The organism is Bacillus bruguierae (genome assembly GCF_037104725.1).
Lineage (GTDB): Bacteria > Bacillota > Bacilli > Bacillales > Bacillaceae_G > Bacillus_A > Bacillus_A bruguierae.
On record NZ_JBAWSX010000001.1, the window covers coordinates 613,724 to 639,310 of the forward strand.

Genomic DNA, 25,587 nt, shown 5'->3' on the forward strand with positions numbered 1-25,587 from the left:
CTAGAAAAGAAGTTCCATTGCTTACAAGCAGTGGAACTTCTTTTCTATGCGTTAAACTTCAGCTTCAGTCACCTGTTTAATTTTATTACCAATCCAAAGGAACCCAGCTCCAATTCCTATTGAAATGCACCAACCAATTCCTGTCATAATCGCTTTCATTTCTCCGTATCCATCTACTCCAAATTTAGAAATCATATATATCTTGATGCTACTAAGCACAATAAATTGTAAGCCAAAAAAGAAAGTAAAGTATTGGAACGATGGAAAGAGGCGAGGGTCACGATATAACAATTGTGATTCCTTTCGATCATCTCCTTGCAATGCAGCGTAGTCGGCTGCGAAATATAACATGAGTGGTTGTTTTATAAAAATAGTACATATGACAACAATACCAAGTGCAATGTGATAGTACACGTCGTTCCACAACATTTTTTCGGCTGAGCCAGAAAGTAAGTCTACGCTCGTATTTACAATCATCGTGATGAGGATAAAAAAGCCGGTTACATGAAATTGCCGTTCTTTTTTGAAACAATACAGTGTATAAAGAATGCCTGGAACAGAAGAAATGAGCATGGCATAATATGTATCCATATATTGTTTACCGAATTTCCAAATAACAAATGGAAAGATGAGATAAAAAATAATATCGTAGACAACTTTATTGTTTTGTTTCATTGAATTCCTCCTCTGTTTGTATTGTACAACAAAGATTCTGAATGTTAAACTTCTTTATATACCAATTAAAACGCTTTCAATTTTTCGATTTGTTCACAAAATTGTCTAAAATACACTTTGATACTATGGCAATGTTGTTTTATAATGGAACTAATCATCTATACATGCATACATTAATTGTGAAATAAATAACATGTTGAGTTTATATAAATGTAAACGCTATCAAAGGAGAAGTGGTACAAATGAGTAAATTTTTCTTCGATCAAAATCCTGCAACAGTTGAAGATGGAAAATTGATAGAATATGCAGAAACAATTTATGGAAAAGGCGGACGTTCCGTATTAGAGAATTTAATTTTAAAGGCATCTATTCGCCTGCGCGATCGCTATCCTGATAAGTCAGATGAGCAGATTTCTTACCTTGTCAATCAAGGGCTGCATGATATGTTTCAAAAATATGTGTAAGGAGAGGCAAATGCCTCTCCTTATTTTTTGTATAAGTGCAATGTTGATTGCGAAAACTAATGTTGAAGTATAGACAAGTGGGGTGAACAAAATGAGTAACGGAGTAGGCGGTTCAAAGAAAAATAGAGAAACGGATGCAAATCATGTAAGTGCAAAACAGAGAGAGTATCAAAAGAGAATGACAAAGATTCACCAACAAGAACATAATGATGGCCGAAAATATAATGGGAAAATATAAAGCGAAACTTTTATAAGTGGGGGCATTCTCCGCTTATGGAAAGTCCGTTCAATCGGGCTTTTACTGCTCAAAAATAGCGGGAGAATACTTCCCCATATTTTCTAACATAAAAAAAGCTCCTTGTAGAAGGAGTTTTTTTATGTTAGAAAATGATTCGCTGTCACATAAAAGAGTCCACCGTTTATAATTTGCATAGTAATGCGCGGCTCGTATTGTTCTTGCAAGGCTCGTTTTTCTATTTCATAGCTTTCTGGTAATTCATCACTTTCCTCATAAAAACGGTTTAGTAGTTGTAAATCGTGATTCCAACGAACTTTTGCTTCTTCAGCCCATGCGTGATCATCTGATTCAATGATACGTTTCATTGCCTCTTCAATTCTAGATAGCCCGCTTTGCGGTTTAATAATCGGCGTTAATGTAAAACAAAAATCAGGAATTTTTGGTGTAAGACGAAGCGCTGTTAATGCCTCATGAAAATTTGTAATCATCGCACCAGAAATAAGGTGAATCCCAATGGAATATAGCATATCTTTTTTTCGATCACATTGATAGGAGACTTTTATATTGACGCCAAGCCAAGGATGAAGCGGAGTGCTTGTTTGTCCATTAGAATATACATCTTCAAATAAACGAATGTAAGCACCTAATTCCTTTGTTGCTTGAAAAATTTGATGTAAGCGCGGAGAACCGTAGTGAATGAGTTCGCCTGTTTGCTCCTCATGTTTTGCATCGGTAATGAATGTAAGACGCATCGGATTTGGTATGCCACCTGTTTTTTCAAGATAATGCCAGTAGAATGGACGGTTCATCAGTAGTTTGTCCATTTCAATTGTTAATTGAACGTCTAATAAATGAGGAAAACGCTGCAAAATTTCACAGCCGTTTGCCTCAAAAAAACAATGTAAATAATGATGGATTTCATGTTGCTGCATAGCCGTGCACCTCAGCTTCATTTCGTTTGGCAAATTCAATAATGGACGTTAAATTTTCCATTTTGATTCGGATTTCCCCTTCACTTTTGGAATGGGTAAAAATATCGTGAATGTGTGCATCGATATTTTTCATATTAATTCTTGTTAAAATTTCATCTAAATCACCAATGACACGCTCAAATAGGTCAATTTTCTCATACAGCAGTTTTAAAATGTGTTCTTCTACTGTATGTTTCGTTGCCAAATTATAAATATGAACATCATGTTTTTGTCCAAGGCGATGAATCCGTCCAATTCTTTGTTCAAGACGCATCGGATTCCAAGGAAGGTCGTAGTTGATCATGTAATTACAAAATTGTAGGTTAATTCCTTCACCGCCTGCTTCTGTTGCAATTAATACTTGGGCATGGTTTTGAAACAATTCTTTCATCCAATCTTTTTTACCACGTTTAAATCCGCCTCGAAACGGTACAGACGAGATGCCGTGCTGCTTTAAAAACCATTGTAAATACATTTGAGAAGCACGGTATTCTGTGAAAATTACAACTTTATCATTAATTTCTTTAATGATTTCTAATGCTTTATTTGCTTTTGAATTAGAGGAAATACCATTAATTTTCTCCATTAACACATCTATGTATGGATCTACTGTGTACTGCGCATTTTCCTTTTGCCGTTTTTCTACATGTTTTTTGAGTGAGAAATAAACAGCTTCGCGGCTGCTGCAGGCTTCGCGCTTTAACGTTAAAGCGGAAAATGCAGAAGTAAATACATCTTGTCTTTTCCATCCCTCAATCGCATCGTATAAAGCTTTCTCTTGTTCATTGAAGTCGACAAAGAGCGTATGAACGTGCCGTTTTGGCCATTCAATGCCGGTGTCATGCCGGCGATTTCGTACCATTACTTTATTAATGAGTTCTTTTAAATGTCCATCTGTTTCATCGGTGCGATTTTTGGAAGCATAATATTCTTCAAAGTTGGATTGGTTGCCGAGATGTCCAGGTTTTAATAACGAAACAAGATTAAAGATTTCATCAATGCGATTTTGAACAGGTGTTGCGGTAAGTAATAAGCAAAACTTTTTCTTTAATAGTTGCGCAAATTCATAGTTTTTCGTTTTGTTGTTTTTTAGTTTATGTGCTTCATCGATAATAATGAGATCATATTCTAAATTTAAAACAATATCACGGTGCGGAGAGCGCTTTGCTGTATCGATAGACGATACAATAACGTCAGCTTGCTCCCATGAGTAACTTTTTCGCTGGGCAACGGCTGGAATGAAAAATTTTGTGTTTAGTTCATATGCCCATTGTGAAACAAGAGATGCAGGTACAAGGATGAGCACTTTTTTCACAAGTCCGCGCACCATATATTCTTTTAAAATAAGCCCAGCTTCAATTGTCTTTCCAAGGCCAACTTCATCTGCTAAGATTGCTTTTCCATTCATTTGTTCAATGACGGTTTGCGCTACCTCTAACTGATGTGGAAGTGGCGTGAAATTAGGTAAATGTTTAGGTGCCTGTAGCCCGTCAAATGTTGGGATGAGAAGGGACTGTTCAGTTTGATAGGCAAGATGAAATAGTTCCCAGTTTGTCCACGGGCCATCTTCTTCTATTCGTTTTAAGAAGTTTTCTTGCCAAGAACGTTCTATTGAAATTTCGACATTCATGGATAATATCTCACCTTCTATAAATTCTAAATTATTTTTTTAGCTAGAATATTGATGAAACGGCTCGAAAAATGTTAGGATAATGGTGTGAAATGTGTGGAATCTTTCGTATTTTATCCAAGAAAGCACTTTTTTATTTACGCTTTCATAAAAAAATAGAATGAGATTCCGTATATCCCGTCTTTTCAGAATTGAAAATGTTTAGAAATGGGAAGCCAACTTTTATTAATTTGTCATAGAAAGCGCAAAGGGGAGAGAACATGATTACGTTACAACGTACACCGCTATTTGATGTATACGCGAAGTATGGTGGGAAAACAATTGATTTTGGTGGTTGGGAATTGCCAGTTCAATTTTCAAGTATTAAAGAAGAACATGAAGCTGTTCGTACAGCAGCAGGTCTTTTTGATGTTTCTCACATGGGAGAAGTAGAAGTAAAAGGTGCAGATAGTTTAGCATTTTTACAACGTGTAGTTACAAACGATGTTTCTATCTTAAAAGTAGGCGGAGCACAATATACGGCAATGTGTTACGAAGATGGTGGTACGGTAGATGACTTATTAATCTACAAACGCGGAGAAGAAGACTATTTATTAGTAATCAATGCATCTAATATTGAGAAAGATTACCAGTGGTTAGCTTCTCATGTAAGCGGTGATGTGCAAGTAGTCAACGTTTCTAGTGAAATTGCACAACTTGCAATTCAAGGACCAAAAGCAGAGGGCATTTTACAAAAAGTTGTATCAGAAGATTTGAAAGAAATTAAGTTTTTTAAATTTAAAGACCATGTTCTTGTGGCTGGTGTAGAAGCGCTTGTATCTCGTACTGGTTATACAGGTGAAGATGGATTTGAAATTTACTGTAAGAGCGAAGAGGCTGCAAAGCTTTGGGAGAAACTTCTTGAAGTAGGGGAAGAAGACGGCTTAAAACCATGTGGTTTAGGAGCGCGTGATACACTTCGTTTTGAAGCAACACTTCCTCTTTATGGTCAAGAGTTATCAAAAGATATTACACCAATTGAAGCTGGCATTGGCTTTGCAGTAAAAACAAATAAAGAAATGGATTTCTTTGGAAAAGAAACGTTAAAGGAACAAAAAGAAAACGGTGCACCTCGTAAATTAGTCGGCATCGAAGTAATTGAACGTGGTATCCCGCGCACTCATTATCCAGTATATGTAGGCGAAGAAAAAATCGGGGAAGTTACAAGTGGGACACAATCTCCAACGTTAAAGAAAAGTATCGGTTTAGCGTTAATTGATGTGAAATATGCAGCAGTTGATACAGAAGTGGAAATTGAAATTCGTAATAAACGCGTCAAAGCAGTTGTTGTTCCAACACCATTTTACAAACGTTCAAAGTAACGGGGAGAGGGGTAGATTTCATGTTGCATCGTTATCTTCCAATGACAGAAGAAGACAAAAAAGAAATGTTACAAACGATTGGCGTTCAAACAATTGATGAATTATTTTCTGATATTCCAGAAAGCGTTCGTTTTCAAGGAAATTTAAATATTAAACAAGCAAAATCAGAACCAGAACTTTTAAAAGAGCTGTCTGAGCTTGCTCGTAAAAATGCAAACTTAAGAGACTATGCTTCCTTCCTAGGAGCAGGTGTATATGATCATTATGCGCCAGTAATTGTAGATCATGTTCTTTCTCGTTCAGAATTTTATACAGCTTATACACCGTACCAACCAGAAATTTCACAAGGGGAATTACAAGCAATCTTTGAATTCCAAACAATGATTTGTGAACTAACAGGTATGGATGTTGCGAACTCTTCTATGTATGACGGAGGTACAGCGTTAGCAGAAGCGGCAATGCTAGCTGCAGGTCATACTCGTAAAAAGAAAATTCTTGTTTCTAAAGCAGTTCATCCAGAATCAAGAGCAGTTCTTGAAACGTATGCAAAAGGTCAACACCTTGAGGTTGTTGAAATTGATTATAAAGATGGTGTAACAGATCTAGACGTATTACAAAGCGAAGTAGATGATACAGTAGCTTGTGTAATCGTTCAATATCCAAACTTCTTTGGACAAGTGGAGAAACTGGCTGATATTGAGAAAATCGTTCATCAGCAAAAATCATTATTCATCGTTTCTTCTAATCCATTAGCGTTAGGAGCGTTAACACCACCTGGTAAGTTTGGTGCTGATATTGTAATCGGTGATGCACAACCATTTGGTATTCCAACACAGTTTGGCGGCCCACACTGCGGTTATTTTGCTACAACAAAAGCATTTATGCGTAAAATCCCAGGACGCCTTGTTGGACAAACAGTGGATTCTGAAGGACAACGTGGTTTCGTATTAACGCTGCAAGCGCGTGAGCAACATATTCGTCGTGATAAAGCGACATCTAATATTTGTTCAAACCAAGCATTAAATGCATTAGCAGCTTCTGTTGCAATGACAGCACTTGGAAAACAAGGTGTGAAGGAAATGGCACGTCAAAACGTTTCTAAAGCACAATATGCAAAACGTCAACTTGAAGCAAAAGGCTTTACGGTAACATTTGCTGGACCGTTCTTCAATGAATTTGTTGTAGATTGCAAACGTCCAGTACAAGAAGTAAACGATGCATTATTAGCAAAAAATATCATCGGTGGTTACGATCTTGGCCGTGATTATAAAGAACTTACAAATCGTATGCTTCTAGCTGTAACAGAGTTACGTACAAAAGAAGAAATCGACACACTTGTGAACGAAATGGGGGCTATCCAATGAAGAAGCAAGATCAAGCACTTATTTTTGAAATGAGTAGAGAAGGACGCGTAGGATATAGCTTACCCCAATTAGATGTAGAAGAAGTAAAATTAGAAGATGTGTTTGAGAGCGAGTATATTCGTACGGAAGACGCAGAGCTTCCAGAAGTATCAGAACTTGATATTATGCGCCATTACACAGCGCTTTCAAACCGTAACCACGGCGTTGATTCTGGATTTTATCCATTAGGATCTTGTACGATGAAGTACAATCCGAAAATTAACGAAAATGTAGCGCGTTTCCCTGGCTTTGCACATATTCATCCGCTTCAAGATGAAAAGACAGTGCAAGGTGCAATGGAATTAATGTATGACTTACAAGAACATTTAAAAGAAATTACAGGTATGGATACTGTTACACTTCAACCAGCAGCTGGAGCACACGGTGAATGGACAGGATTAATGTTAATTCGTGCATATCACGAAGCGAATGGCGATTATAAACGTACGAAAGTAATTGTTCCTGACTCTGCTCACGGAACAAACCCAGCTTCTGCAACAGTAGCAGGATTTGAGACGATTACAGTAAAATCAAATGAAAATGGTCTTGTTGACTTAGAAGATTTAAAACGTGTTGTGGACGAAGAAACAGCAGCGCTTATGTTAACAAACCCAAATACACTTGGATTATTTGAAGAGAACATTTTAGAAATGGCACAAATCGTCCATGATGCAGGTGGTAAATTGTACTATGACGGTGCAAACTTAAATGCAGTATTAAGTCAAGCACGCCCAGGAGATATGGGATTTGACGTTGTACATTTAAATCTTCATAAAACATTTACAGGTCCGCATGGCGGCGGGGGACCAGGTTCTGGTCCAGTAGGTGTAAAAGCAGATTTAGTTCCGTTTTTACCAAAGCCAGTTTTAGAGAAAACAGAAAGCGGCTACCACTTTAATTACGATCGTCCACAAGCAATTGGACGCGTGAAACCATTCTATGGTAACTTTGGTATTAACGTTCGTGCGTATACGTATATTCGTTCTATGGGTCCAGATGGACTTCGTGCAGTAACAGAATATGCAGTATTAAACGCGAACTATATGATGAGAAGATTAGCTCCATTTTACGATCTTCCATTTGATAGACATTGTAAGCATGAATTTGTTTTATCAGGTCGTCGTCAAAAGAAACTTGGTGTACGTACGCTTGATATTGCAAAACGTCTGCTTGACTTTGGCTACCATCCACCAACAATTTACTTCCCGTTAAATGTGGAAGAATGTATTATGATTGAGCCAACAGAAACAGAATCAAAAGAAACATTAGATGGATTCATCGATACGATGATTCAAATCGCAAAAGAGGCAGAAGAAAACCCAGAAGTGGTTCAAGAAGCGCCGCATACAACAGTAATTAAGCGTCTTGATGAAACAATGGCAGCACGTAAGCCGATTTTACGCTATCAAAAACCATCTATGGTACAAGTTTAATAATCAATAATAGTTTGTAGAGAACTCGCTATATGCGAGTTCTTTTTATATATAAATACAAATTGAAAAACCGACAGAAAAGCATTTTTTTAAATGGGCGAGAGGGACTAGCGATGCATAGGAGCGGTCAGGGCCTTTTCCTGCCACGTGCAAGGTTTGAAAACAAAAGTAGACAATAAGTGCAGGTCCCTGCCCTGTTTGCATTACAGCAGTCTATATGCCCAAAAATGAATTTATAAGTAATAGAGAGACACATCTTCACTAGAATCATACCCTTTTCTAAATTTCTAAAAGGTATAGCTGAGTAGTTACAATACAAATTGAAAAACCAACAATAAAACCATTCTTTTTAGGTGGACGAGAGCATCTGGCCATGCATAGAAGCGGTCAGGGCCTTTTTTGCCACATGCGAAGTGAAAACAAAGAGAGAAAGCAAAGGGCATGCTTCTTTTTTCTTCGTAGCAGCGACTTATATGTTGAAAAATCAAAATAAATTTATATATTATGACCAAAAAGGTTATTACTTAAAAAAGATGTTATAAAATCGCATGTTTTATGTAAGATTGGAGATTTATCAGACTTTCTCAACATTTTTGTTGAAAAAGTCTCTTTGATAAAAGTGTGTATTTTTGTTAGAATTTTATTAAAATTAAAGTGAATGAGAAGCAAAAAAGTCAATTTTTCATACATATGTGAAGAAATGAACAAGGGGATGGAAAAGATGGGCTATAAGCGCTGTAGGATGGTGTATCATTTAGAAAATGGTGATATGATTAAGGATATTAAAGAATTTTATTACCAAGATACAGAAAAAATGTTAGAGAGAGTGAAACATCACGTATTAGATAACACGAGTGTAACTGCAATTGATAGTAAAGGAACACTGATTCCAATCGCTTGTCATGATATTGTGAAAGTGGAGTTAGATCATTTACAGGAAAGTTAGCCTTGAGTCATAAAGGATAATTCGTTACAATAAAGTGAAACTTTAATCAGTGGGGGGGTTTCTTCATCCCCCACTGATTATTAGTTGAACCAATCGGGCTTTTACGGGCAGTAATACTCCCACGAATAGCGGGATAAATGAGTAATTAGAGAGGAGTTCGTTATGGGTAGTCAAAGACATTTCTATATGTTTATTGTTGCATTTTTACTTGTTACAGCATTAACTGTATATTTAATTATTGATAGCCATTGGTACAACACAGTACATCCAGCATTTCTTATTTTTATGTATGTCGGAATTGCAGTTGTGAGCTTTGGTATGAGAGATGAGATGTTAAATCGCTTTGAGAAGTGATACATATATGAAAGACCAACAGAAAAATGTTGGTCTTTTTTTATTGTCCCAAATAGCGAGGGGATAAAAAGGGCTCGTTCACTAAAAAATATACCTTTGCGGCAAGACAAATGCTCAGCCATCTAGATGCTTGTTACATAGAATAGAGAGAATACCTAGTACACTCATTGTTCATAATATTCCTTTTCAAATTATGAACGTTTAAATTCAAAAAGTAGGAGACCTATCTATGCACAGAATAAAGTGATTCGATGGTTTCCTAGCTAGAAAGGATGAATATATATTGTCTTTTCCAAACATACCTAATATTACCCCTACCATTTCTGTTACGACTGCACAAACGATCCCATTGCTTTTAAGCTCTATTGCCCTAGAAGAATTAGCTTTGGCTCATATTATCAATGCTGAGGCAGAGAAGCTTCAATTTGTTTTAGGAACATTACCGCCGGGAAGAACTACACTTTCACCTCCAGTAGTTACGATATCTAATCTTCTTGCTGTCGACTCAAGTGTACAAAGAACCCTTCGTGACGTCATTAAAAAGGAGATGTTACTAGAGTTTAAATTTGAAAATGTTCTTGATCTATTAGCAACTACTGCTCCAATAATTACTCTGAATGCTGATCCAACCACGATATGTACTTCTGGAACAGGTCCCAATACTTCGACTCTTACTGGTCAAGTATTGGTGGGGGGAAGTCCCCCTCCAGCAGGTACGCCGGTTTCCTTTACAGTAGATAACCCTGCTCTTGGTACTGTAGCTCCTAATCCTGCTGTTACGGATGCATTTGGCAACTTTACTGCTACTTTCACAGCTATCGATGGACCTGGTACAGTAATGATTACCGCTACTGCTTTAGGAGGAAATAGTGATCCAATCACTACTACTATTATTGATAACTGTAACGTTTTATCTGAACTTAGCCTTAACATTGCTTCCAATATATGCTCTAGTGGAACAGGACCTAATACGACAACTGTTTCTGGTCAAGTGTTAGTGGACGGAGGCGTCGCAGTTGCGGGAATTCCTGTAGAATTTTCAGTTGATAATCCTCTCCTTGCTTCAATATCTCCTACTAATACTACTACTGATGCTTCGGGTAACTTTACCGCTACTCTTACAGCCATTGACGGACCTGGGACAGTAGGTGTTACTACTACATTGCCTACTATAGGAGGATTCTCTATTACTCTCTCTGCTACCATTGCTGATTGCAGTGTTTTCGGTGGCGCTACTCTTGGCGTTGATGAAGTAAATATATGCTCTAGTGGAACAGGACCCAATACGACAACTGTTTCTGGTCAATTGTTCGTTGATGGAGGCGTTGCAGTCGCGGGGATTCCTGTAGAATTTTCAGTTGATGATCCTCTTCGTGGTTCCGTATCTCCTGTTAATACTACTACTGATGCTTCGGGTAACTTTACTACTACTTTGACAGCCATTGATGGAACTGGAACAGTAGGTGTTACCGCTTCGTTTCCTACTTTTGGAAGTTCTCTCACTGTCGGTCCTAACATTGTCGACTGTAGCATTTTCGGTGGCGCTAGTCTTAGCATTGCTGAAGATGTATGCTCTTCCGGAACAGGACCTAATACGACAACTGTTTCTGGTCAATTGTTCGTTGGTGGAGGTTTAGGCTTCGCAGTTGCGGGAATTCCTGTAGAATTTTCAGTTGATAACCCTCTTCTTGCATCGGTATCTCCTGCTACGACGACTACTGATGCTTTGGGTAACTTTAGCACTACTTTTACAGCCATTGACGGACCTGGGACAGTAGATGTTACTGCTACATTTCCTACTGTGGGAGGGGGATCCCTTACTGTCACTACTCACATTGTTGACTGCCTGTAACTATTATTTTATTACTGCTGAATATGTAGTGAATGATTCCATAAAAGAATCTATATAAATACAAACTAAAAAAATCGACATAAAAACCCGCGTCCTTTTTAGGCAGATAAGAGTATTTGGCCATGCATAGAAGCGGTCAAGGTCTTTTTCTATACAGGTATTGATAGATGATAGAAACAAAAACGAGCTGAATGAATATTAGCTCGTTTTTTATACATACATGGGAGAAAATGATATAAAAAAGGCAGTTACTTCTTGTCTGAAGAACTGTCCTTCAGGCTTTCTTCACAGCCTGGAAAGACCAACAGGAAATTGTTGGTCTTTTTTTGTTGCCAAAAATGGAGAAGTGTGTATATACTGTATATATAACATATATACAGTATATACACCTTGGAGGGAAATATGAATATTATTATTTCAAACTCTTCACCAGATCCGATTTATGAACAGATTAGTAAGCAGCTTCGACAGCTTATTTTAAATGGTGATTTAAAAGGTGGAGAGCAATTACCGTCTATCCGTAGTTTGGCGAAGGAATTACAAATTAGTGTAATTACGACGAAACGAGCGTATGAAGAGCTTGAAAAAGAAGGGTATATAGAAACAGTTGCTGGAAAAGGGACGTATGTTTCTGTGCAAAATAATGAGCTCATACGAGAACAAAGGTTGCGACTGTTAGAAAGTAAGGCTGAAGAAGTGGTAAATGAAAGTAAACTACTACAACTGTCTCTGGAAGAGTTACAGCACATCATTGCCTTTCTATATAAGGGGGAATAAGACACATGCTAGAATTAAAAAATGTTTGCAAAGACTATCAAGGTTTTTCTATCCAAAATGTAAATTTTAAACTGCCACGCGGATATATTATGGGGTTTATTGGAGCAAACGGATCAGGAAAAAGTACGACAATCAAAATGATAATGAATTTAGTAAAACGAAATAGTGGTGAAATTTATATTTTCGGTAAAGACAATCAAAAACATGAAAAAGAAGTAAAACAAAATATCGGTTTTGTATATGATGAAAATCATTACTATGAAGATTTAACATGTGAACAAATGAAGCGCATTATTGCGCCTTTTTATAAAAAGTGGGACGAAGCACAATACCAATCATACATGGAGCGATTACAAGTTCCGAAAAATAAAAAGATTAAACAGTTATCAAAAGGAATGAAAATGAAATATGCCATCGCTATGGCGCTGTCACATCATGCTGAGCTAATCATTATGGATGAACCAACAGCAGGGTTAGATCCAGTTGTCCGAAGTGAACTGCTTGATATATTGCAAGAGATTGTGATGGAAGAAGAAATATCCGTATTATTTTCTACACACATTACAACGGATTTAGAAGGCATTGCTGATTATATTACATTTATCAATGAAGGTGAAATCGTCTTTACTGGAGAGAAAGACGAGCTGCTAGAGAATTACACAATCGTAAAAGGAAGCAACGATTTGTTAGACAAACAAGGGAAAGAACTGTTTATCGGTTTAAGAAAAAATAAATATGGATTTGAAGGATTGGCGCGTGATAAACAGGCAGTTGTAGATTGGTTCGGTCAAGAGGTTGTACTGGAAAAGCCGACGATCGATGATATTATCGTGTATACGGCGAAGGGGAGAAAGAGAAATGCGTCAGCTTGTGTTTAAAGACTTGTATTTTCTACGCGCTATATGGATATTTTGTTTAGGGTTTCCGGCTCTCTTATTTATAACGAATCCATCTAATTCACACATTTTTTCTGTGAGCTGTTTACTATCAGTAATAGTATCTATTCTGTTGTCTGTAGGATCGGATGAAAAGAATGACAGTGAAAAAATCATTGCTAGTTTACCGATAGAACGGAAGGAAATTATTATAGCGAAATATATGACTTTTATTATATCGACAATTATAGCGATTGTATTAACAACAGCAGCCACTTGGATAATAAGAGGGATGACTTTAATTGAGGATATTCGTGTATATCATCCATATTTTTATATCGAGCTCAAGTGGTATACAGTGCTAGGAGGTATTATCGTTTCATTTATATACATTGCATTATTCTTGCCTGTTTATTATGGAACTGATTCAAAAATTATCCGCGGTTTATTTGCAATAGGATTAATTATACCTACGACGCTTATACCGTTATTTGTTATAGATGAGGGAGAGAATCGTGTGGAAGATTCATTCGGTGATTGGATCATGAATCTGTCTCATGTAGGGGTAAGTATAATAGGGATAGCTGGGTTGGCAGTTATATATATTGTTTCTATGTTTATTGCAATTAAATTATATGAAAAAAGAGATATATAAAGGGGAGAAGAGATCATGCAACAGTTAGTATGGAAGGATTTTTTCTTACAACGAAAAGTTTTTTTTCTTTATCTTATATTGCCAATTTATTGTGCTTTGAAACAGTTTATTGAACCGTATCAAATCGCAATCTTTTGTTTCGGTACTTGTAGTTTAATGATAGTAACATCATTACAGATGGAAGAGCAAACTGAAACAGATAAACTATTAATTAGTTTTCCATTTGTTAGAAAGGATATTGTCATTGCGAAATATATATCGACAATTCTCTTTATTGGATGCGGGTTAATTGCTACATTAATCATTGTTATATTACCTAAAATTTTGTTAGGTAAAGCTATAAATATTCCGTGGTATGCCATCTTTATAGCCGTTTGTCTTTCTGCTCTTTATGGAATTATGCTTCTTCCATTGAAATATGGGGGTAGTAAACAAATAATTACTATTTTTAGCCTAGTTTTCATGTTCCCGCTAATCGGCTTGTTGGGGTTAATGTGCAATGTTCTTGCGGAGGAAAGGCTTATGCTAATGTTTTTTCACTCTTCAAACCTTGTATTTATCGTAAGTATGTTAAGTATTGGAGTATGTATCGCGTATTTTGTTTCTATGTTTTTTTCTATTTCGATTTTTCAAGGTAGAGAATTTTAAGAGACTAAGCTGAAGATGAATAAGGAAAGGTATTGGTTTTCTTCACTTTCTGTATAATGCATAGTTTTTCAATATAAATTATAGGATAAGATGGATAACTCTATAATCTTTAATAAATATTTAGAGTTAATGAATAAACAAGGTTATTTTGAAATACCTTTTGACAGATTACGGACTGAATGTGTTTAGTTTAACGAATGATTGCTAATCTTTTTATTAGTATTAATAACATTTGACTTTGTTGATAAAAAATTAGAGGTCTAAGGGAGGAAGAATTATTGGGGAATGTAGTAGTGAAATTAGAAAATGTTCATAAAAAAATAGGTAGTGCTGAAATTATTCGTGGGCTTTCATTTGAAGTACAGGAAGGAGAAGTATACGGCTTTTTGGGACCAAACGGGAGCGGAAAGACGACGACAATCCGGATGATGACAGGACTGATTTCAGTAACAGAGGGCGATATTACAATTTGTGGTCACAGTATACGTACTGAGCATGAAAAAGCGCTAGAGTACATTGGAGCGATTGTAGAGAACCCGGAATTATATGAATATATGACGGGAATGCAAAATTTAAAGCATTTTGCTAATATGGCTGTTACGCCAATTCGTAAAGAACGAATTGCTGAAATTGTAAAGCTGGTGGAATTAGAACATGCGATTCATAAAAAGGTAAAAACATATTCTCTTGGTATGAAACAACGTTTAGGGATTGCACAAGCATTATTACATAATCCTAAAATTTTAATTTTAGATGAACCGACAAATGGTTTAGATCCAGCAGGAATTCGTCAAATTCGCGATTACTTACAACGTTTAGCAAAAGAAGAAAACATTGCAGTCATTGTATCCAGTCACTTATTAAGTGAGATTGAGTTGATGTGTGATCGTGTAGTCATTATTCAAAATGGACAATTCATGCAAGAGTATGGCTTACGTGAAAAGGCAAAAAGTGACGACAAGATTATGGTAGTGTTTGAAGTAGATCAAGTAGAGAGAGCGAATGAACTGATAAAAGGAAACATACAAGAAAACAAAATTATTGCATCTGTCATGAAGGAGGAAATTCCGAAGCTTGTGAAAAAATTAGTGTATGCCGATATTCACGTGTACAGTGTAACAGTTCAAAATAAATCATTAGAAGATGAATTTTTAGCAATCACAGGGGGAGTGACAGCATAATGATGAAATTAATCCAAAATGAATTTTTAAAGTTACATGCGAAAAAGAGTATGTATATTTTGTTAGGAGTCCTAGCGATATTAGAAATCGCAGGGGTAGCTATTATAAAATGGACTCTGCCTGAAATGAAAATGGAAGGGTTTATTATGTTTGCAGAGCAAAATATTGGATTGATTGCGAAATTTGCGACGGTTTTTGGAATTACGTTAGCATCTCGCACAATTACAGAAGAATTTCAAAAGGGTACAATTAAACAATTATTAATTCGCCCAAGAAAGCGCATGACAATACTATTTTCAAAGTACATTACAGTTCTTTTAGCTATTTTCTTTGTATGTATTACTTCTTTACTTACAGCAATGTTAATTGGTTTTATTGCCTTTGGCGGAGGCATTGGAGAGGTAACTTTTGTGATTTTATTAAAAAGTTTTGGATATAATATGTTACCAATATTATTTTATCCAACAGTTACATTGGTATTAGCTAATATTTTTAGAAAATCAATTTTACCACTAGTTATTACACTCTTCTTCTTTTTTCTAGAAGGAACGTTCGAAATGATAGTATCCCAATTTGCTCAAGGGGTAGCAAAATATGTTGTAATGTTTCATCTGAATTTAAATGTGTATGATAGTAATGAATTTCTCAATCAAGGAGCAAAACCGATGTTTTCAGAGTTTACATTTTTAACATCATTGTTATTTGTTTTAGCTCATTTTGTTGTTTTACTCGTTATTTCAAGTGCATTGTTTCAAAGGCGCGATGTTTTGTAAAAGAAAATAAATTACTCGCTAACTTGGTATTATTTTCTATAGTTCACCTGAAAGCGCCAACTATAGCTTTGTGTTTTTCTAGTCAAACGTTTTGTTATCAATTTTAGTTTGTGTGAAATTATATGAACAGAAAGATATATAAATAGGGGGATGTAATTATGAAAACCATGGGGAGCTTCTTCGTAATAGTTGGACTTCTGCTAATTATTGGTGCAGGGCTTGGAGTTACGTTTCATTTCATTCCTACTCATATATCGGTTCCTACTTGTCTTCTATTTGGCACTGTTTTCGTGACGACAGGAAATATAATTAGGAAAAAAGAAAACCGTACGTTATAGAAGGTGTCTCATCGCGAGACACCTTCCTTAATGCAACAAACTATGCATAACAATTTTATAAACCGACACGACACTCGGTGAGTAAACAGGTACGTTGTATGTATGTAAGACGAAACTAAAAAACACAGCAAACACAATAAAGAGGAAAAATAATAGTAAAATCTGCTTATGTACAGAAGTTTGCATATGATCAGCTCCTTTTTTGTAGTATGTCCAAAGAAGGAAATGATATGAAAAAAAGACAGTTACTTCTTGTTTGAAGAACTGTCTTTTGAAACGAGCTTATTCCAGAGTTTCGCGATACTCCAAATGATAATAATCCCAATAGAAGCGATAATGGACCAAATAACGGAAGTGACCTCAAGAGCCATGTTTGGGAGAAACGTGAGGATTGCAAATACTTTATAAAATAACCATTCTGCAATATGGAATATAGTTTGTAATAAGAATACAATGGCAATTAGGATTCCCATCATAATTTGTGCTACTCTTTTTTTCCACACCGCATTCACCTCATTAACTCATTAATTTTAAACCAACTGCACCGCATAAGATGCAGCTTAAGAAAGCAAGGCGGCGCCAATCAGCAGATTCGCGGAAAATGAGAATACCAAGAAGTGCGCTTCCTGCGGTTCCGATTCCTGTCCAGATTGCGTAAGCAGTTCCCATTGGCAGTGTATCCATTGCGAGGGATAAGAAGAAGAAACTCACACCGAAGTTTGCAATTAACATAAGTTTTGGTGTCCAGCCTTTTTTTTCATTTGCTATTTTCATAAAGATAACACCGGTAACTTCACATATACCAGCAATAATTAAATATACCCATGCCATTTTATGCAGCCTCCTTCTCTTTTTGTTCACCTGTTACTCGTTTTAAACCAATGACACCAATGAAAATTAAAGCGATAAATAAGATTTTTACAATCGAAAATGGTTCGCCGAAAATAAAGATTTCTGTTAGTACAATACCTCCGGCTCCAATTCCTGTGAAAACAGCATACACAGTTCCGACAGGGAGCTTCGCATAAGCTTTAAATAAAAGGAAAAAGCTAATAGCGATTGCAAGTGCAACGCCAAGCCATTCTAGTGGTGTTGTGGCATGCTTTAAACCAATTACCCAAACAATTTCAATGAGTCCTGCAATAATAACATAAATCCATTCCATCATTCATTCTCCTTCCTACCAGTCGTTAGGGACGGAGCAAGAAAATGACGTATTGCGTGTTGCAATCCGTCAGCTTGACAATCCGCGCCAAAATACTTTCCAAGATGCGTGTAATCGATTTTCAAATGGTTGTATTCCAGCAAATAAAAATTCAACCATTAATCCATCCATTAAACATAAATAAGCTGCAACAGCTTCTGTTACTTCAATACTACAAAGTTCTTTCTTTTCTTGTGCTTGTTCAAATATAGGTACTAAAAGCTGTCCGATGCTTTCAATGTATGCATTTGCTTTTTCGACAATTTGCTCACGAAAGGCATCTGGTGGAAAAAACGAAGTGCGCAGCCAAAACATTGTTTCAATACTTTCTTGAAAGCGATGCCCATAATCTTTAAGAAGATGAAATAAAAAGTCTCCAAATGGAGTTTCTTCTGACTTCTTCACATACTGTTTAAAGAATACAAGATCCTTTTGTAAAGATTCTTCTAAGCAAATAAAATATAGCTCTTCTTTTCCTTTAAAGTGTGCATATATGGATGGTTTTTTAATTCCAACCTCCCCGGCAATGTTGGCTAATGAAGTTCCTTCATAGCCATAGCGTGCAAAGTGTGAAAGTGCTACAGATTTAATACGGTTTGCTGTCATTCTCATCCCCTACCTACCGTTCGTTAGTTAAAATATAGGATAAAAAAAGGATATAGTCAAGAAGGGCAGTTATATGAACTATATGAATCCATTTTAATTTATAGATTGCAACTATGCAGAAACAAAAGGGGCCTGCACTTGCTTTCTTCTTTTGTTTGAACTTCGCAAGTGGCAGAAAAAGGCCCTGACCGCTTCTATGCATGGCTAGATGCTCTCGACCACTGAAAAAGAATGGTTTTATGTCGGTTTTTAATTTGGATTTATATAAAAAAGCTCCAGTAATAGGAGCTTTTATACTGTTCCACGTTCAATGAGACGAAACGGTAACTCTTCAGAAGTTCCTGTAATTTGTTCTTGTTGTATTTGTTCATAAAAGAGTGAAAAAGCATGATTCCCCATTGCTAAGCCTGGATGTTCAATCGTTGTGATCTCTAATGCTTCAGAAATAGGATGGTTATCAAATCCTAAAATCGCCAAATCTTCTGGTACTCGCAAGCCTTGTTTTTTTGCTTCGGTTAATAATCCAGAAGCAACTTGATCGCTTGCAGCAAAAAGAGCGGTAGGGCGATTTTTCATCGCTAGTATGCTTTGAATGACATTCACACCGTCTTGAATATTGTAGCATTGATAAAACTGCCAGTCTGGTTGCGAGTGTTTATCTGCTGCATGAAGCGTATCAAAGAATGCTTGCTCACGCTGCTTTGTACTCACGCTTTTTTTACGTGCTAAACAAAATCCAATGTGTTCGTGTCCGTTTTGTAATAAATATTCTGTTCCAATCCGAAAGCCGTCATAATGATTCACATAGACAGAAGATATAAGAGGATGCAGCAGTTTTTCACACGAAATGATAGGCGCAAATTTCGCGTAATGTTCAATGGTCTCCCATGAGCTCGCCCGGGAGCAAATAATTATGCCATCAAATTGTTTCATTTTCATCATTTCGAGGACACGCATTTCTTCCATGCTATCATAGTTTGTTTGACAAAGAGTAATGCGGTATCCGGCTTCAAGTGCTTTCGTTCCAATACCTTCAATAATTGTACTAAAGTACGGTAGATTAATAAAAGGAAGCATGACACCAATTGTATGTGTTTTTCCTTTAAGAAGATGAACGGCATTTACATTTTTTGCGTAATTCAATTCTTCAACAGTTTCTAGGACGCGTTTTCGTTTTTCCTCACTGACATATGGATGGTCATTTAAGACGCGTGAAACAGTCGTAACAGAGACCCCAGCCGTTTTCGCGATTTGTTTTATATTTACCATATGTTTCACCTCTATTTTTATTATACAAGAAAATCTTGTGAAACTCTTGACATGAAAAGCGTTTCATATTCTATCTTGTTAATGACGCTTTTGCTATTCGCGTAACGATTTTATTCGGCGTGAGAATAGGGAAAGCGTTTTTGTCAAATTGTGTGAGATAAACGAGGAAAGTTTTCAAAGGTGGAACAGTAAGAAATAGAGAATATGAACATAACATACGAAAGCCTGAAAAGAGAATGTTGAGAAAGGGCGGATACACGTTGAAAAAACGGATGATATGTTTCGTATTTTCTAGTATGGTGTTAAGTGCATGTTCTTTTCAGCAAACAATGGTCGAAGAAAAAAAGTTTGCAGCAGATTTAGAGGCAAGTGAAGATATGATGTCTGATCCAATACCGGTACAGGCTGTAAAAAATGTTCTACCTTTTTCTTTTTACACACCATCATTTTTACCATATGCATCAACAGATAATCCAAAAGCAGTAGTTCGGAAAATGGGAGATAAGCGGATTGTTCTTGATATTAAATATGAACGTCAAGAAAAAGGCATGCGTGATTATATTGAATTAACAGTTGCAAACTTTTCGTACAATTTTCCTTTTATCGTAGAACAAAATCGTTTTCAGGAGAAAGTAAAGCTTGCAAATGGTATAACAGCCTATTTTAAAAATAGTGACGAAAAAATGGACGGAGAAGATATGGCGACTCTCACATGGAAAGAAAAGAGTGTGGAGTATCAGTTGCTTTATCGAAATGTTCGTGATCAAAATAGTGAAGATGTCAAACGAAATTTGGTATATATTGCTAATAAAATGCAATAGCTAGCTTGTGTAGGACAAGCTAGCTATTTTATTATGAGTTTTTCTTTTTCACTTTACCAGACCAAGTTTTAAAGCCGCCTTGTAATTGATAAAATTCTTTATAGCCGTGTTTTTTTAAGAATTGTGCTGCACGGCCTGTTCGGAAACCGTTTTGGCAATACATATAAATTGGTTGATCAGTACGTAGTTCTTTGTAACGAAGACGTATTTGTGAAATTGGAATATTACGCGCTCCTAAAATGTGACCAGCATTATATTCGTCCGCTTCACGAATATCGATAAGCTGTGCTTTACGGTAACCAGCGCGAAATTCTTCTTCTGAAAGTGTTTTAATTAATTTTTTCTGATAGAAATACATCCATACAGAATAGCCGATGATTCCTGCAGCTATGGCTAGTAAAATAATAACATTTGTTGACACGATTATATCGCTCCCTTTTTCTTATCCTACTTTCCATATTATAATGCCCATATGTATTTATGCAACAAGTTCATTTTGTATTAGAAGAAATTTCGTATTCTTTCACAAATTTTGTCGAATTTGATAGACTAGAGAATGTGAGAAAAATTAGTTATATGAGGTGTGGGATGGAAAAGGAAAAATGGTGTTATATAAATTCCGGTAAATGTTCTCCGGCGTTTAATATGGCGTTGGACGAATGTTTATTAAATTGGCAAAGCGAAAAGAAACTGCCGCCAACAATTCGTTTTTATGAATGGGAAGTTCCGACGTTAACAGTCGGTTATTTTCAGCGTGTTTCAAAAGAAATTGATATGGATGCAGTACATAGAAATGGTTTTGGTTTTGTGCGTCGTCAAACAGGTGGACGAGGCGTTCTTCATCATAATGAATTAACGTATAGTGTCATTGTGTCTGAAGAGCATCCAAATATGCCAAAAACAGTGACAGAAGCATATCGCGTAATTTCACAAGGTTTGTTAGATGGATTTAAAGAGTTAGGTTTAGAAGCATATTTCGCAGTACCAAAAACAGCTGAGGAGCGCGAAAATTTGAAAAATCCGCGTTCAGCAGTTTGTTTTGATGCTCCGTCATGGTATGAAATTGTTGTAGAAGGGCGCAAAATTGCTGGAAGTGCACAAACTAGGCAAAAAGGGGTTATTTTACAGCATGGTTCCATTCCGTTAGAAATCGACTTAGATATGCTGTATGATTTGTTCCTGTTTCCAAATGAACGTGTGAAAGAACGCATGAAAAAAATGTTCTCTTCAAAAGCAATTGCAATTAATGAATTAACAGATCGTACTTTTACAATTCAGCAACTTATCGATGCATTCCATATTGGATTTGAAAAAGGGTTAAATGTGGAACTTGTTCCGTACGAGTTAACAGAAGAACAACTTCATGAAGTGGAAACGTTAGCAAAAGAAAAATATGAAAGTGATGAATGGAATTACAAAAAATAAGGAGATGGATACCCATCTCCTTATTTTTATATGAATGAGAGCTCTCCAGCAGGGAAAGCTGCGCTAAATTATTATAATAAGTTTAATACTTTTTCCACTTTAATGCCTTTTTGCTTTAATGAACGTAAACGGTTTACAACATCCATAATTTCTGCATCGAATGCTACCGATATTCCTTGTTTTTGTAACTCATTTTTTAAGTTCTCAATAGAATCGTCTACATCCATACCAAGTTCGTAATCTTGACATACATCTACAGCCTGTTTTACAAGACGAACGTATTTTTCTTGTAATTCAGAATTTGGTTGATTTGTCGCAGGTTGTTGTTTAACCGGAGGTGTTGGCTCTACTGGAGTTGACACCGTTACTACTTTTTGTGCTGTAGTTGGTGCAACTACTTCTTTTTGTACAGGTTTTGGTGTAGTTTTCACTACAGGATCTGGATGCACCGGCTTTGAAATTGATGCCTGTGTAGGTGCAACATTTACAACTGGTTTTGTGACAGGTGTCACTTCTTTTGAAGTTTCAACTATTGCTTCTTTCTTTGGAGTTGGTGCTTCGACAACGGATAGTGTGTTGTCTGTTAATTCTGCCACTTCTTCTTTCGTTTCTTTGCTCCACATAACGCGTTCAATTTGCAGTGAAACATTGTTTTTGTTCATGGCGCTTAATGTCACTTTTCCAACTTCAGCATTGCCAGTAAAATCGACAATTTTATAAATAACGCTTTTGTTCCAATCTACTTTTCCGCTCAAAAATAATTCTTCGTTACATTTTGGTGTTAAGCCCTCGATTTTAATTTCTGCGTTTACACCGTTTTCACTATACACCATAATTAGCGAAGCATTTACATCTTCGTCGGCTAACATTAGTTCACGTACCATCTTGCCGGTGCGTACTTGCGTTTTCTTTTTCAGTGACATCAAATTTCCCCTCTCAAAAATGTAGTAACAATAAAAATCCATATAACGAAAAATAATTGCTCACGAAGAAATATGATACCGATAATAAAAGCATCACGTCAACAATTTACTTTAATTATTTTGCATTTTTCTTTTTTGTTTATGAAATTTTTTAATTTGTAAAATTAGACAGAAGAAAAAACAGCCCCAAAAGAGCTGTTAAAATTTTGAAGTTTTATATAGAAATTTATATGAAACGTAAAAGAAAAGGGTTAATAGGGCACCTTGCCAAATCGGTAAGTTATAGGACAGATAGCTTTGCTTTTTAAAATAAATATTAAAAAATACAGATGAACAAAATGGAATCGAAAAAGCTAAACCAAATGTAATTCTTTGCTTCCAATTCATTGTTTGGTTAAATGAATCACGTTTTAACAAATATAAAATAACAAAAATGCCGCCAGTAATCATAATAATTGATAACAAAGTTCCCGGAATACTAAACGGTACACCAGAAAGATGGTTTTGTTTTTTAGCAAAAGAAAACCCCAATGCACCTATAGTATCTATGCCAAACTGGATGGCGAGTAGTAAACTAACCATGAAACCGGCAAGTGAAAACTTTTCTAACATTGTTTGGCGAGGTAATGCGCTAACTAATTCGTCACAATAATTTTGTAGATCATTCCCAAAAACATCGTAAGCATTTTTTCCTTCTTTTTGGGCCTCAAGAAGATGATCTAAAATTTCTAATAATAGTTCTTCTACTTGCTGCTCTGGAACGTCAGCTAATCGAAGGTAAACAAGCATATCCCCATAGGCAGCTTCATTTTCTTCTGTTAATAGCTCCCGTTTTTTATTATTCAATTCAACCATGTCTTTTGCTTTCATTTGTTTCACTCTCCCTTTAACAAATTATTTACCGTGGTTGATACCATATCCCAACTTTTTTTAAATTCCTCCAGTTGCTCAAAGCCTTTTTTTGTAACGTGATAATATTTGCGCTTCGGTCCAAGGCTGGAGGCTTTTAATGTGCCTTCAATGAGTTTTTCTTTTTGCATACGTAACAATAGAGGATAGATACTTCCTTCACTTACGAATGTAAAACCATGTTGATGTAATTTCGTACTGAGTTCGTATCCATACACTTCTTCTTGCGAAATGATATATAAAATACACCCTTCCAGCACACCTTTTAACATTTGACTGTGCATTACTTTACCACCTCCGGGTAACTTGCCTTGCAAGGTAGTTGTTATTTGGAGTATAGCATTTAGTAACTTGCCTTGCAAGTTACTGAAGCAGGAAACCAGCAAAAAAGTAATCCAGCAGCGTTATCCAAATACAAAGCTCGATATGAAATTGGAAAATATGTTTATCCAAAAGATGAGGTGACGAAATTAGAAGAAACAACTAGATATGATATTTATCAATATTTGTAACTACTCAGCTATACCTTTTAGAAATTTAGAAAAGGGTATGATTCTAGTGAAGATGTGTCTCTCTATTACTTGAAAATTCATTTTTTGGCATATAGACTGTTGTCATGCAGACAGGGCAGGGGCCTGCACTTATTGTCTACTTTTGTTTTCAAACCTTGCACGTGGCAGGAAAAGGCCCTGACCGCTCCTATGCATTGCCAGTCCTTCTCGCCCATTTAAAAAAATGCTTTTCTGTTGATTTTTCATAAAGTAACTGAGTATTTACCAATATTTCACATGAAAGAACCCGCATATATAACGTGGGTTCTTTTATGTGTTACGGAAAATGGGCTTGTTTATCCCTTGTCACAATATCCTTTCTGTTGTATCATTTTATTGATTGCTTAGTGCGGAATATATAAACTAAATTGGATGGAGGAAAACGATGCCTACTCCTAGTATGGAAGATTATATCGAACAAATTTATTTGTTAATTGAAGAAAAGGGATATGCCCGTGTATCTGATATTGCTGAAGCGCTTAATGTACATCCATCCTCTGTAACAAAAATGGTACAGAAACTTGATAAAGATGAATATCTAATTTATGAAAAATATAGAGGGCTTGTATTAACATTAAAAGGGAAAAAGATTGGTAAGCGCCTTGTTTATCGTCATGAGTTGTTAGAACAGTTTATGCGTATTATCGGTGTAGATGAAAGTAAAATTTATAATGATGTAGAAGGAATTGAACATCATTTAAGCTGGGAAGCTATCGATCGCATTGGTGATTTGGTGCAATACTTTGAGCAAGATGAGCTTCGCATTGAGAAGCTTCGTAGTGTCCAAAAGGCAAATGAAGAGCAAGCGCAGTAATTGGACATATTACAACAATAAAAAAGAAAGACCACACTTCTTAAAAAGAAGCGCGGTCTTTCTTTTTGCCTTTTTTACCTTCAATGACTGTTAAATGGGATTGCTTTCTTTTTCGTTTTAGGAAGGAAGTATTTCCTTTCTTTCCTTTTGGATCGGAAGCATTTTTCTTTAACAGATTGTTACTTAGGGGTGTTACATTTTGTTTTCCATATTTTCGGTTTGATTGTTTCGCAGCACGTTTGTAGGAAGATTGTGAGTTAGTAGCTGAACTGCTCGAACTTGTAAGCATTTTATAAAGTAAATAAAAGACACCAACAACAATAAGCATTATCGCAATGTTTTTTACAACTCCCATTGGATCTTCAATTGTGAATGATACAAGGTTAAATATTGCTAATCCAACAATTACAACAAATAGAGCGAACATAAATGAGCGACCGTTCATAAGGAACACCTCCTAAAAAAGAAAGATATTTTAATTAGTTTATTAA

The 25,587-nt window shown here is 36.1% G+C and carries 33 protein-coding genes; 19 read left to right on the forward strand and 14 right to left on the reverse strand.

Translation table 11 applies throughout. The features are described 5' to 3' along the window. Positions 1–51: 51 nt before the first annotated feature. Positions 52–675: a VC0807 family protein gene (locus WAZ07_RS03065; RefSeq protein WP_336471259.1), complete on the reverse strand. Its 624-nt coding sequence runs from the start codon at positions 673–675 to the stop codon at positions 52–54. Between the two features lie 233 nt (positions 676–908). Between WAZ07_RS03065 and WAZ07_RS03070 the strand changes: the two genes are divergently transcribed. After that, positions 909–1,139 (forward strand): hypothetical protein, encoded by a 231-nt coding sequence (locus WAZ07_RS03070; protein ID WP_170857646.1) that lies wholly within the window; start codon positions 909–911, stop codon positions 1,137–1,139. A gap of 91 nt (positions 1,140–1,230) precedes the next feature. Beyond that, positions 1,231–1,377 carry a hypothetical protein gene (locus WAZ07_RS03075; protein WP_090913824.1) on the forward strand — a complete coding sequence of 49 codons (147 nt, stop codon included), beginning with the start codon at positions 1,231–1,233 and terminating at the stop codon, positions 1,375–1,377. Between the two features lie 137 nt (positions 1,378–1,514). Here WAZ07_RS03075 and WAZ07_RS03080 read toward each other — a convergent pair whose 3' ends face one another. Both WAZ07_RS03080 and WAZ07_RS03085 read right to left on the reverse strand, forming a co-directional pair. Further along, the gene (locus WAZ07_RS03080; protein ID WP_336471260.1) at positions 1,515–2,309 is read right to left on the reverse strand and encodes a YqhG family protein; all 795 of its coding nucleotides are present in this window, start codon (positions 2,307–2,309) and stop codon (positions 1,515–1,517) included. Continuing rightward, on the reverse strand, positions 2,296–3,978 hold the full coding sequence (locus WAZ07_RS03085) for a DEAD/DEAH box helicase (RefSeq protein WP_336471261.1): 1,683 nt from the start codon (positions 3,976–3,978) through the stop codon (positions 2,296–2,298). The genes WAZ07_RS03080 and WAZ07_RS03085 overlap by 14 nt, the downstream gene beginning before the upstream one ends. 260 nt (positions 3,979–4,238) lie before the next feature. Between WAZ07_RS03085 and gcvT the strand changes: the two genes are divergently transcribed. The 13 genes from gcvT (at position 4,239) to WAZ07_RS03150 (ending at position 16,574) form a co-directional block, all read left to right on the forward strand. Further along, entirely contained in the window at positions 4,239–5,339 is a 1,101-nt protein-coding gene (gene gcvT, locus WAZ07_RS03090; RefSeq protein WP_336471262.1) for a glycine cleavage system aminomethyltransferase GcvT, read from the forward strand. 20 nt (positions 5,340–5,359) lie between these two features. After that, on the forward strand, positions 5,360–6,703 hold the full coding sequence (gene gcvPA / locus WAZ07_RS03095; protein ID WP_090913832.1) for an aminomethyl-transferring glycine dehydrogenase subunit 1: 1,344 nt from the start codon (positions 5,360–5,362) through the stop codon (positions 6,701–6,703). Then, the gene (gene gcvPB / locus WAZ07_RS03100) at positions 6,700–8,175 is read left to right on the forward strand and encodes an aminomethyl-transferring glycine dehydrogenase subunit 2 (RefSeq protein ID WP_336471263.1); all 1,476 of its coding nucleotides are present in this window, start codon (positions 6,700–6,702) and stop codon (positions 8,173–8,175) included. The genes gcvPA and gcvPB overlap by 4 nt, the downstream gene beginning before the upstream one ends. A gap of 721 nt (positions 8,176–8,896) precedes the next feature. Then, complete coding sequence (locus WAZ07_RS03105; RefSeq protein ID WP_090913836.1) at positions 8,897–9,121, forward strand: DUF3929 family protein; 225 nt, start codon at positions 8,897–8,899, stop codon at positions 9,119–9,121. Positions 9,122–9,283: 162 nt separating this feature from the next. After that, positions 9,284–9,475, forward strand: a complete 192-nt coding sequence (locus WAZ07_RS03110; protein WP_090913838.1) for a hypothetical protein — start codon at positions 9,284–9,286, stop codon at positions 9,473–9,475. A 283-nt stretch (positions 9,476–9,758) separates the two neighbouring features. Continuing rightward, positions 9,759–11,327 (forward strand): hypothetical protein, encoded by a 1,569-nt coding sequence (locus WAZ07_RS03115; protein WP_336471264.1) that lies wholly within the window; start codon positions 9,759–9,761, stop codon positions 11,325–11,327. A gap of 402 nt (positions 11,328–11,729) precedes the next feature. Then, positions 11,730–12,104: a GntR family transcriptional regulator gene (locus WAZ07_RS03120; RefSeq protein WP_336471265.1), complete on the forward strand. Its 375-nt coding sequence runs from the start codon at positions 11,730–11,732 to the stop codon at positions 12,102–12,104. A 5-nt stretch (positions 12,105–12,109) separates the two neighbouring features. After that, positions 12,110–12,982 carry an ABC transporter ATP-binding protein gene (locus WAZ07_RS03125; protein ID WP_336471266.1) on the forward strand — a complete coding sequence of 291 codons (873 nt, stop codon included), beginning with the start codon at positions 12,110–12,112 and terminating at the stop codon, positions 12,980–12,982. Continuing rightward, positions 12,963–13,634: an ABC-2 transporter permease gene (locus tag WAZ07_RS03130; RefSeq protein ID WP_336471267.1), complete on the forward strand. Its 672-nt coding sequence runs from the start codon at positions 12,963–12,965 to the stop codon at positions 13,632–13,634. Before WAZ07_RS03125 ends, WAZ07_RS03130 begins: the two co-directional genes overlap by 20 nt. Before the next feature lie 15 nt (positions 13,635–13,649). After that, on the forward strand, positions 13,650–14,282 hold the full coding sequence (locus WAZ07_RS03135; RefSeq protein ID WP_336471268.1) for an ABC-2 transporter permease: 633 nt from the start codon (positions 13,650–13,652) through the stop codon (positions 14,280–14,282). Positions 14,283–14,560: 278 nt separating this feature from the next. Continuing rightward, positions 14,561–15,463: an ABC transporter ATP-binding protein gene (locus WAZ07_RS03140; RefSeq protein WP_336471269.1), complete on the forward strand. Its 903-nt coding sequence runs from the start codon at positions 14,561–14,563 to the stop codon at positions 15,461–15,463. After that, positions 15,463–16,236: an ABC transporter permease gene (locus WAZ07_RS03145; protein ID WP_336471270.1), complete on the forward strand. Its 774-nt coding sequence runs from the start codon at positions 15,463–15,465 to the stop codon at positions 16,234–16,236. Before WAZ07_RS03140 ends, WAZ07_RS03145 begins: the two co-directional genes overlap by 1 nt. Positions 16,237–16,394: 158 nt before the next feature. Next, complete coding sequence (locus WAZ07_RS03150; RefSeq protein WP_336471271.1) at positions 16,395–16,574, forward strand: hypothetical protein; 180 nt, start codon at positions 16,395–16,397, stop codon at positions 16,572–16,574. A 27-nt stretch (positions 16,575–16,601) separates the two neighbouring features. Here WAZ07_RS03150 and WAZ07_RS03155 read toward each other — a convergent pair whose 3' ends face one another. From WAZ07_RS03155 to WAZ07_RS03180, 6 genes are all read right to left on the reverse strand, one after another. Continuing rightward, positions 16,602–16,760 (reverse strand): hypothetical protein, encoded by a 159-nt coding sequence (locus tag WAZ07_RS03155; RefSeq protein ID WP_336471272.1) that lies wholly within the window; start codon positions 16,758–16,760, stop codon positions 16,602–16,604. 59 nt (positions 16,761–16,819) lie between these two features. Further along, positions 16,820–17,077 carry a DUF3975 family protein gene (locus WAZ07_RS03160; protein ID WP_090913853.1) on the reverse strand — a complete coding sequence of 86 codons (258 nt, stop codon included), beginning with the start codon at positions 17,075–17,077 and terminating at the stop codon, positions 16,820–16,822. A 13-nt stretch (positions 17,078–17,090) separates the two neighbouring features. Next, the gene (locus WAZ07_RS03165) at positions 17,091–17,405 is read right to left on the reverse strand and encodes a DMT family transporter (RefSeq protein ID WP_090913855.1); all 315 of its coding nucleotides are present in this window, start codon (positions 17,403–17,405) and stop codon (positions 17,091–17,093) included. 1 nt (position 17,406) lies between these two features. Beyond that, on the reverse strand, positions 17,407–17,739 hold the full coding sequence (locus WAZ07_RS03170; protein ID WP_090913857.1) for a DMT family transporter: 333 nt from the start codon (positions 17,737–17,739) through the stop codon (positions 17,407–17,409). A gap of 69 nt (positions 17,740–17,808) precedes the next feature. Next, positions 17,809–18,390, reverse strand: a complete 582-nt coding sequence (locus WAZ07_RS03175; RefSeq protein ID WP_336471273.1) for a TetR/AcrR family transcriptional regulator — start codon at positions 18,388–18,390, stop codon at positions 17,809–17,811. 285 nt (positions 18,391–18,675) lie between these two features. Continuing rightward, the gene (locus WAZ07_RS03180; RefSeq protein ID WP_336471274.1) at positions 18,676–19,653 is read right to left on the reverse strand and encodes a LacI family DNA-binding transcriptional regulator; all 978 of its coding nucleotides are present in this window, start codon (positions 19,651–19,653) and stop codon (positions 18,676–18,678) included. Positions 19,654–19,889: 236 nt separating this feature from the next. On the opposite strand from WAZ07_RS03180, the gene WAZ07_RS03185 reads away from it, so the two are divergent. After that, positions 19,890–20,474, forward strand: coding sequence for a DNA polymerase III subunit delta (locus WAZ07_RS03185; RefSeq protein WP_336471275.1), 585 nt, complete (start codon positions 19,890–19,892; stop codon positions 20,472–20,474). 31 nt (positions 20,475–20,505) lie between these two features. On the opposite strand, the gene WAZ07_RS03190 is transcribed toward WAZ07_RS03185, so the two are convergent. Further along, positions 20,506–20,895 carry a rhodanese-like domain-containing protein gene (locus tag WAZ07_RS03190; RefSeq protein ID WP_090913865.1) on the reverse strand — a complete coding sequence of 130 codons (390 nt, stop codon included), beginning with the start codon at positions 20,893–20,895 and terminating at the stop codon, positions 20,506–20,508. A 167-nt stretch (positions 20,896–21,062) separates the two neighbouring features. Between WAZ07_RS03190 and WAZ07_RS03195 the strand changes: the two genes are divergently transcribed. Then, on the forward strand, positions 21,063–21,899 hold the full coding sequence (locus tag WAZ07_RS03195; RefSeq protein WP_336471276.1) for a lipoate--protein ligase family protein: 837 nt from the start codon (positions 21,063–21,065) through the stop codon (positions 21,897–21,899). Positions 21,900–21,970: 71 nt separating this feature from the next. On the opposite strand, the gene WAZ07_RS03200 is transcribed toward WAZ07_RS03195, so the two are convergent. The 3 genes from WAZ07_RS03200 to WAZ07_RS03210 form a co-directional block, all read right to left on the reverse strand. After that, positions 21,971–22,822, reverse strand: a complete 852-nt coding sequence (locus WAZ07_RS03200; protein ID WP_336471277.1) for a hypothetical protein — start codon at positions 22,820–22,822, stop codon at positions 21,971–21,973. A gap of 198 nt (positions 22,823–23,020) precedes the next feature. After that, positions 23,021–23,692 (reverse strand): DUF1129 family protein, encoded by a 672-nt coding sequence (locus WAZ07_RS03205; RefSeq protein WP_336471278.1) that lies wholly within the window; start codon positions 23,690–23,692, stop codon positions 23,021–23,023. Between the two features lie 5 nt (positions 23,693–23,697). After that, positions 23,698–24,015 carry a PadR family transcriptional regulator gene (locus tag WAZ07_RS03210; RefSeq protein ID WP_336471279.1) on the reverse strand — a complete coding sequence of 106 codons (318 nt, stop codon included), beginning with the start codon at positions 24,013–24,015 and terminating at the stop codon, positions 23,698–23,700. 72 nt (positions 24,016–24,087) lie between these two features. Between WAZ07_RS03210 and WAZ07_RS03215 the strand changes: the two genes are divergently transcribed. Both WAZ07_RS03215 and mntR read left to right on the forward strand, forming a co-directional pair. Next, positions 24,088–24,243, forward strand: coding sequence for a hypothetical protein (locus WAZ07_RS03215; protein WP_336471280.1), 156 nt, complete (start codon positions 24,088–24,090; stop codon positions 24,241–24,243). A 424-nt stretch (positions 24,244–24,667) separates the two neighbouring features. Then, complete coding sequence (mntR, locus tag WAZ07_RS03220) at positions 24,668–25,096, forward strand: transcriptional regulator MntR (RefSeq protein WP_336471281.1); 429 nt, start codon at positions 24,668–24,670, stop codon at positions 25,094–25,096. A 40-nt stretch (positions 25,097–25,136) separates the two neighbouring features. Here mntR and WAZ07_RS03225 read toward each other — a convergent pair whose 3' ends face one another. Beyond that, entirely contained in the window at positions 25,137–25,541 is a 405-nt protein-coding gene (locus WAZ07_RS03225; RefSeq protein ID WP_336471282.1) for an SA1362 family protein, read from the reverse strand. Positions 25,542–25,587: the final 46 nt, after the last annotated feature.

Coding starts and splice junctions, on each gene's coding strand:
- WAZ07_RS03130 (WP_336471267.1), top strand. CDS start 12,963: ATGCGTCAGCTTGTGTTTAAAGACTTGTATTTTCTACGCGCTATATGG.
- WAZ07_RS03155 (WP_336471272.1), bottom strand. CDS start 16,760: ATGCAAACTTCTGTACATAAGCAGATTTTACTATTATTTTTCCTCTTT.
- WAZ07_RS03210 (WP_336471279.1), bottom strand. CDS start 24,015: ATGCACAGTCAAATGTTAAAAGGTGTGCTGGAAGGGTGTATTTTATAT.
- WAZ07_RS03205 (WP_336471278.1), bottom strand. CDS start 23,692: ATGAAAGCAAAAGACATGGTTGAATTGAATAATAAAAAACGGGAGCTA.
- WAZ07_RS03085 (WP_336471261.1), bottom strand. CDS start 3,978: ATGAATGTCGAAATTTCAATAGAACGTTCTTGGCAAGAAAACTTCTTA.
- gcvPA (WP_090913832.1), top strand. CDS start 5,360: ATGTTGCATCGTTATCTTCCAATGACAGAAGAAGACAAAAAAGAAATG.
- WAZ07_RS03200 (WP_336471277.1), bottom strand. CDS start 22,822: ATGTCACTGAAAAAGAAAACGCAAGTACGCACCGGCAAGATGGTACGT.
- gcvT (WP_336471262.1), top strand. CDS start 4,239: ATGATTACGTTACAACGTACACCGCTATTTGATGTATACGCGAAGTAT.
- WAZ07_RS03080 (WP_336471260.1), bottom strand. CDS start 2,309: ATGCAGCAACATGAAATCCATCATTATTTACATTGTTTTTTTGAGGCA.
- WAZ07_RS03120 (WP_336471265.1), top strand. CDS start 11,730: ATGAATATTATTATTTCAAACTCTTCACCAGATCCGATTTATGAACAG.
- WAZ07_RS03110 (WP_090913838.1), top strand. CDS start 9,284: ATGGGTAGTCAAAGACATTTCTATATGTTTATTGTTGCATTTTTACTT.
- WAZ07_RS03075 (WP_090913824.1), top strand. CDS start 1,231: ATGAGTAACGGAGTAGGCGGTTCAAAGAAAAATAGAGAAACGGATGCA.
- WAZ07_RS03225 (WP_336471282.1), bottom strand. CDS start 25,541: ATGAACGGTCGCTCATTTATGTTCGCTCTATTTGTTGTAATTGTTGGA.
- mntR (WP_336471281.1), top strand. CDS start 24,668: ATGCCTACTCCTAGTATGGAAGATTATATCGAACAAATTTATTTGTTA.
- WAZ07_RS03105 (WP_090913836.1), top strand. CDS start 8,897: ATGGGCTATAAGCGCTGTAGGATGGTGTATCATTTAGAAAATGGTGAT.
- WAZ07_RS03165 (WP_090913855.1), bottom strand. CDS start 17,405: ATGGCATGGGTATATTTAATTATTGCTGGTATATGTGAAGTTACCGGT.
- WAZ07_RS03150 (WP_336471271.1), top strand. CDS start 16,395: ATGAAAACCATGGGGAGCTTCTTCGTAATAGTTGGACTTCTGCTAATT.
- WAZ07_RS03175 (WP_336471273.1), bottom strand. CDS start 18,390: ATGAGAATGACAGCAAACCGTATTAAATCTGTAGCACTTTCACACTTT.
- WAZ07_RS03170 (WP_090913857.1), bottom strand. CDS start 17,739: ATGGAATGGATTTATGTTATTATTGCAGGACTCATTGAAATTGTTTGG.
- WAZ07_RS03180 (WP_336471274.1), bottom strand. CDS start 19,653: ATGGTAAATATAAAACAAATCGCGAAAACGGCTGGGGTCTCTGTTACG.
- gcvPB (WP_336471263.1), top strand. CDS start 6,700: ATGAAGAAGCAAGATCAAGCACTTATTTTTGAAATGAGTAGAGAAGGA.
- WAZ07_RS03135 (WP_336471268.1), top strand. CDS start 13,650: ATGCAACAGTTAGTATGGAAGGATTTTTTCTTACAACGAAAAGTTTTT.
- WAZ07_RS03145 (WP_336471270.1), top strand. CDS start 15,463: ATGATGAAATTAATCCAAAATGAATTTTTAAAGTTACATGCGAAAAAG.
- WAZ07_RS03065 (WP_336471259.1), bottom strand. CDS start 675: ATGAAACAAAACAATAAAGTTGTCTACGATATTATTTTTTATCTCATC.
- WAZ07_RS03185 (WP_336471275.1), top strand. CDS start 19,890: ATGTTGAGAAAGGGCGGATACACGTTGAAAAAACGGATGATATGTTTC.
- WAZ07_RS03125 (WP_336471266.1), top strand. CDS start 12,110: ATGCTAGAATTAAAAAATGTTTGCAAAGACTATCAAGGTTTTTCTATC.
- WAZ07_RS03195 (WP_336471276.1), top strand. CDS start 21,063: ATGGAAAAGGAAAAATGGTGTTATATAAATTCCGGTAAATGTTCTCCG.